The sequence below is a fragment of the Bacillus cereus group sp. BfR-BA-01441 genome, assembly GCF_022663075.1.
Taxonomy (GTDB): domain Bacteria; phylum Bacillota; class Bacilli; order Bacillales; family Bacillaceae_G; genus Bacillus_A; species Bacillus_A cereus.
The window spans coordinates 1-5,838 of record NZ_JAKUEU010000153.1 but is presented as its reverse complement, the minus strand read 5'-3'; the positions used below and the strand labels follow the sequence as shown (position 1 = coordinate 5,838).

Here is a 5,838-nt window from a genome sequence, read left to right as displayed (position 1 = left end):
GCATCTGGAGTTCCGCCAGGCGCAGTGAAGGATGCACCAACTGCTGGGCTTGTTCCAGTGCCTTTTTTCGCTACTACAGAGAAGCTGTAAGTAACACCTGGTTTAATACCACCAAGAGTAGCTGTCGTACCACTTATTGATAGGCTACCACTTGAACCATCAGTTGCTTTATAGCTGGCTGCATATGCATCGACTTCTGCTGGTCCAGACCAGTTTAGTGTAACTGTGCTAGCGCCATCAAAAGTGACATTCAGACCACTAGGGGCATCTACTTTAATTTGTTTAATTGCATCTTTTTTCGCACCTTTTACGTATAATTCTCCGTTTATTTCTTGTACAGAAGAAGGACGTTCAAAGCGAGATTTATCTGTAGCGAATTTGCTCATCATTACTTGGAACATTTGCTGTGCAATTTTAGTATAACGATCACTAATGTAGTTTTCTGGACCATTCTTTACGTAACCAGTCCATACAGCCATCGTATATTGTGGTGTATATCCAGCGAACCAGCTATCCCTGTTTGCATCAGCTGGAATGCCGTATTTCTTTAAATCTTTTGCATCAAAGTTTTGCGTTCCAGTTTTACCCGCTACGTCAACACCTGAAACATATGCTGTTGGTCCTGTACCACCAGAACCAGGTTTTACTACGTCACGAAGAACGTCAGTTACCATGTAAGCTGTATAGTCTTGCATAGCGCGTTGTTCTTTCGGTTTAAAGCTTTTCTTTTTCCCGTCCGGGAAGGTTACTTCTTTTACGAAGTGTGGTTTATTATAGTTACCACTATTACCGAAGGTTGCATATGCACCTGCTACTGCTAATGGAGAACTATCGTTACTACCAATTGCAGTAGATTCATGTACTCCATTTTCAAATGTCATGCCTAAACCTTCAGCAAACTCTTTTGATTTATTAAGTCCAACTGTTTGAGCTGTCTTTAAAGCCGGGATGTTTAATGACTTCTTCAATGCTTCACGAAGTGAAACGTCACCTTTAAAACTCCCTGTAGCATTTTTAATCTTTGTGCCATCCGAATAAGTATATTCAGAGTCATTTAATTGATGGTAAGTAGACCATTGAAGATTCTCAATCGCTGGACCGTAGTCGAAAATTGGTTTCATTGTTGAACCAACTTGGCGTTTTAAATCAGTTGCCATATTATGACCTTTGAAAGTGGACTTATTTTCTTTACGTCCAGCACCAATTGCTCGAACTTCTCCAGATTGTGTATCCATAAATACGAATGATCCTTGGAATTGATCGTTTGGATACTTAATAAGATTACCATCCATAATTTTTTCAGCGTAATCTTGAGCATCTTGATCAAGTGTTGTATGAATCGTTAAACCATCTGAACCGATATTTACATCAGGATATTCTTTTTCAACTTCTTTTACAACCGCATCTAAAAATGCTTGATACTTCATCTCAGTTACTTCTGAAGACGGTTGAAGGCCCTCAGTTACTGGGATCTTAACGGCGTTATTCATTTCTTCTTTTGTTATATAACCATGTCGATTCATTAATGATAATACGACATTACGACGATTTGTTGCTCGTTCAACATTTTCCTTTTTTGTTGGATCATAAATGTTTGGACCTTGGGGTAAACCAGCGAGCATAGCAGCTTCATGTAATTGCAAGTCTTTTAAATCTTTACCATAATATTTTTGCGCTGCTGTCGCAATACCGTATGAACGGTTACCTAAATTAATCTTATTTAAGTACATTTCTAAAATCTCATGTTTAGAGTATTGTTGCTCTAATTTGTAAGATAAGTACCATTCTTGTACTTTTCTTTTAGCAGTTTTGTCCATCGTTAGAAAGTAGTTTTTAACGACTTGCTGTGTAATCGTACTACCACCTTGGGAACCGAAACCACCAGTGACATTTTCCATAACTGCTTTTGTAGTTCGTTTAAAATCAATTCCATTATGATCATAGAAACGCGAATCCTCAGTTGCAAGGAATGCATTTTCAACTACTTTTGGAATTTGATCATAAGTAACGTGTGTTCGTTTTTCAGCACCGTATTCATAGAAGAAATTCCCGTTTTTATCAAGAAACTTTGTTGATAAAGGATTAACAAGTTTGGCCTTGTCTAATTTTGGAGCATCCTTTACCATAACAAAGAAAGCGGAAACGCCGGCTACAAGACCAACGATACCAAGAAGTAGACAACCTATAAGAAATTTCTTGAAAAAGGAGCCTTTTTTCTTTGGTTTTTCTTCTTTATGTGTTTTTTTCTCTTGATTTTTCACATGATTTCGTTCTGTACGAGAACGATAATTATCTGACATTATACTTTCTCCTACCTTTCATTCTCTCCCCCAAAAGTCGAAAAAAGAGCCTTAGTGATGACTCTATCACGAAAAATAAACCATGTCTAGTACACGGATATAGTCAATCCGAGGGTGATAACCGCATGATAATAAGGATCCATGCTCTTCTATTTCTTCTTTCGTAATCGACTTGCGTCCACCAGTATTTTGACGATTCCAAAATGCAATAATATGTTTTGCATCTAGTAAATAAAATTCATCAAAAAGTGTAAATTTAATAATAACAAATGCAATTCCATTATGAGCAACCACTTGCTTCATATGTTCAATTTGATGAAGGTGGAAGTTTTGAAGTGGGAAACTAGTTTTATTTTTTGTTTCCTTTGCTTCAAAATCGATGTATTTCCCTTTGTATACACCGTTGTAATCTGTTGTAGAAGGTTGTTTAAAATACGCTTCTTTTACCACTGCAGCACTTCGAGCGGGGTAATCTACTTTTACAATTTGAAGAGGTGTAGGCTTTTTATGTACACATGCAATATTATGGGTTAAGTAATATTGATTTGTTTCATTTAATTCCTCTTCAAGGGACATACCTCTATTACTATAAGTATGTGTTTTTATAGGTGTTTTTTGAGGTTGTGAAGCTTGATTATACCTTTTTCCATTTGGGTAACGAATGGTCATAGTGTGTCCACCCCCAACTTGCTAAGAATTACTTACAAAGGTGATTATATCAAAAAATGAAAAAAGATGTGACCTTTTTGATGAAAGGTATGATGACTTATTTATGTTTACATGGAATGATTATATGAAAATGAAACAAAATCGAGAAAAAAATTTTTGTACAGAGGAAGAAAAAGCAATCATTCACAATATTAAAAAGAAAACAGAAATAGCTAATGTGGACAATATTTCTCGGACACAATCTTATCAAGAATATTATTTAAGAAATAGTGAAATCAGGTGGGCCTTTTTAGCGAGTATGGTTTCGAGAAATGCGGGCTGGAATATGACTGATTTAGAAGGGAGATATTATGCTACTGTTTTACCTAGAACAGTAAAAAAACATTTATTTATTCTGTACGAACAGGCTAATTGGATTATTTTTTTAGATGCATTTCCTCAGCTATTATTGTATGAGGAAAGTAAGAAGAGACGTGCACCTCTCTTTCATTTGTTGCAATATTTCAACGTATCAATTTTTATGGAAAAAGAATGGTTACTTTTCTGGGAAAGAAGAGATATGAATAGGCTTATGACAGCGCTTATTATAAATGAACAAAATAAAATTCAAAAACCAGTCATTGAGAACACATATTTTAAAAAACATGTATTCCATACTGCACTTTTTAAAGTGCAAGAAAGACTTCATATTAGTGCAGTTATCTTCCCAACAATTGAAGGAAGAATGTATGGATTTTCGGTTTATCAATTTGAAACGTTACAACAGCGCATAGAACTAGGAAAAAAATTAGCATGGTTATTGTTTCATCCAATTTATAATGGTTCGTTTTATAAGTTTGCATTGCAAACTACACATACTGGGTCTAGAGAAGATTATGAAGTTTACGCAAAGGAAACTCGAAAGTCTTATACGCCAACACTTAGAGATATTTATCCTGTTATTTTACATGAAGAAATAAAAATGAGAGATTGGTTTTGTGCAAATATGAAAATGAATGTGCTATTTGTACCTGAAGAACCTAAAGGGGAAGTTAATATAACAGAATGGTATAGAAGAAAGAGAGAACAAATCTATAGGCTATCTATCGCAAATCGTTTTGCTAAAAGGATGGATGAGTTCATGATATAATAAAAAAGAAGTCCCGTCTTCCATTTTGAAGACGGGACTTCTTAATTTGAAACAATCCTGCTATGTGTGCTACAACTTTAATCTCAAAACGTAATGCTAGTAGGAGATTAAGGGTGACTTGAAATTTAACTGTTCGTAATAAAGTCTCGCTTTATGTAGCAGGGAAGTTTGGACCATCTAGCTTTGGATTGCCAGTCTCGGGTTTATTTTGTTGTTTGTTTTGGTTTTTCTTTTTTTCATTTTTGTTCTTTGCCATTGTAATACACCTCCTTTTTGTATTGTTACCATTTCTATAAATGACATACGAAATGATTTCTTTGACGAATAACAACTAGTTTTGTCATGTGGGCAGGAGTGGTGAATCATTCGGCGAAATTACATGACAAAGGAAAAGCAAAGAAGGAGGCGTTTTGTATATGGCGATGGTTCAGAAGGAAGATGTAATGAAAAAAATGGATCAAATGTTAAGTTCTCTCGATTTGCTGGAAATGAATATAGGGATTAGAATGAATCATGCATTAAAGGATGCGAGTGAAAAAATATGCAATAAGATAGAAATAACAGAAATGCATATTGAACATATGGAAAATAAATTAGTGCATCACGAAGAGAAAGGGAATTGGGTAAAGACATTTCAAAACGTCGTAGTGAGTGCATAATAAGGTGGGAAAGAAATGAAGAATGAAGCATTAATACAGTCTTCAGAAAAACTCATGCAGTATAATAATGAAGCGAATGTAAAAAAGAGAGAACTAACCGAATACGACTTTTATAAGGATATGAAACCGTTTGTAGATATGGTAGATGAGGAATTAAAGAAGTGGAAAGAATTAGCTTATAAGTGGATTAAAGAAGAAAAGCCAAAATATATACATGTACAGCAAATTGATCAAGTATATGATAATTTACAAACGAATGTGTTGCAATGCTTTGTAAATAAAGGTAAAGGTAAACGATTCTTTGAAACACACCAAGCCATTTCGTATACTTTGCAAAATATAGTTGAGCAATGTAAATAACAAGAGGGAGAGCCCTCTTGTTATTTTTATGCTTCTGTCATTGTTGTAGGTTTTGTTGCGCCGTTTATTTCTAATTCTTTTATTAATGTTCGATAATCTGAAATGCATATTTTTCCTTCGAGATACCAATGTCTCGCAAAGTCTAATAATTCATTTGCATTCTCTGTGCAATACCCCTTTTTTTGAGAAAACGCTTGTTTTAAATCCCCTAATACCATGTTGATTCCTCCCCCATGAGAATCTTCTTCTTCATTATCATAGCATGGAAGGGTTTTCTTTTTTAATTTTTTAAAAATTTAAACTTCCGACAAAAATAGACAGATACTCCATCACACATATTATTTTATAGGTACATATTATATATGTAGAAACTTATGTGAAGGAGGAGAGAATGCATGTTTCAACAACCTAACTTATATCAGCAAACGAATCCATATGCACAGCAAAATATGTACCAATATAATACGGATACATATTTACGGTATAATATGTATCCTTTCGAGCCTTATTATGGAAATCAAAATTATTATCAACCGTTTGAAGTGTCCTTTATGAATCAAGCTCAACAACCACAACAGCAGCAGCAACCTTATGTGAATCAAGCTCAACAACCACAACAGCAGCAACCTTATGTGAATCAAGCTCAACAATCACAAGCTCAGCAACCATACATGAATCAACCACAGCAGCAGCCTTATATGAATTCGCAATATTATATGCC

The 5,838-nt window shown here is 34.8% G+C and carries 7 protein-coding genes and 1 pseudogene; 4 read left to right on the top strand and 4 right to left on the bottom strand.

The genetic code is table 11. The features are described from left to right. A partial coding sequence (locus MR107_RS28995) for a PBP1A family penicillin-binding protein (RefSeq protein WP_242293073.1) occupies positions 1–2,300 on the bottom strand: 2,300 nt, incomplete at its 3' end. Positions 2,301–2,366: 66 nt separating this feature from the next. Beyond that, entirely contained in the window at positions 2,367–2,969 is a 603-nt protein-coding gene (gene recU / locus MR107_RS28990; RefSeq protein WP_000155598.1) for a Holliday junction resolvase RecU, read from the bottom strand. Positions 2,970–3,072: 103 nt separating this feature from the next. Between recU and MR107_RS28985 the strand changes: the two genes are divergently transcribed. Further along, a complete protein-coding gene (locus tag MR107_RS28985) occupies positions 3,073–4,098 on the top strand; it encodes a DUF2515 domain-containing protein (RefSeq protein WP_000495658.1) in 1,026 nt (341 codons plus the stop codon). A gap of 151 nt (positions 4,099–4,249) precedes the next feature. Here the strand turns inward: MR107_RS28985 and MR107_RS31780 are convergent, their stop codons facing one another. Beyond that, a complete protein-coding gene (locus MR107_RS31780; protein ID WP_001987054.1) occupies positions 4,250–4,429 on the bottom strand; it encodes a hypothetical protein in 180 nt (59 codons plus the stop codon). Positions 4,430–4,514: 85 nt separating this feature from the next. Between MR107_RS31780 and MR107_RS28980 the strand changes: the two genes are divergently transcribed. Both MR107_RS28980 and MR107_RS28975 read left to right on the top strand, forming a co-directional pair. Further along, on the top strand, positions 4,515–4,757 hold the full coding sequence (locus MR107_RS28980; protein WP_001252036.1) for a hypothetical protein: 243 nt from the start codon (positions 4,515–4,517) through the stop codon (positions 4,755–4,757). A 15-nt stretch (positions 4,758–4,772) separates the two neighbouring features. Beyond that, positions 4,773–5,117: a YppE family protein gene (locus MR107_RS28975; RefSeq protein WP_000786939.1), complete on the top strand. Its 345-nt coding sequence runs from the start codon at positions 4,773–4,775 to the stop codon at positions 5,115–5,117. A gap of 26 nt (positions 5,118–5,143) precedes the next feature. Here MR107_RS28975 and MR107_RS28970 read toward each other — a convergent pair whose 3' ends face one another. Continuing rightward, positions 5,144–5,335 (bottom strand): YppF family protein, encoded by a 192-nt coding sequence (locus tag MR107_RS28970; protein ID WP_000242652.1) that lies wholly within the window; start codon positions 5,333–5,335, stop codon positions 5,144–5,146. 177 nt (positions 5,336–5,512) lie between these two features. Between MR107_RS28970 and MR107_RS28965 the strand changes: the two are divergent. Further along, positions 5,513–5,838, top strand: a pseudogene (locus MR107_RS28965) (YppG family protein); the annotation flags it as partial.

Excerpts from the sequence above, each read along its gene's own strand:
- MR107_RS28970 (WP_000242652.1), bottom strand. The coding sequence starts at position 5,335 with ATGGTATTAGGGGATTTAAAACAAGCGTTTTCTCAAAAAAAGGGGTAT.
- MR107_RS28980 (WP_001252036.1), top strand. The coding sequence starts at position 4,515 with ATGGCGATGGTTCAGAAGGAAGATGTAATGAAAAAAATGGATCAAATG.
- recU (WP_000155598.1), bottom strand. The coding sequence starts at position 2,969 with ATGACCATTCGTTACCCAAATGGAAAAAGGTATAATCAAGCTTCACAA.
- MR107_RS28985 (WP_000495658.1), top strand. The coding sequence starts at position 3,073 with ATGTTTACATGGAATGATTATATGAAAATGAAACAAAATCGAGAAAAA.
- MR107_RS28975 (WP_000786939.1), top strand. The coding sequence starts at position 4,773 with ATGAAGAATGAAGCATTAATACAGTCTTCAGAAAAACTCATGCAGTAT.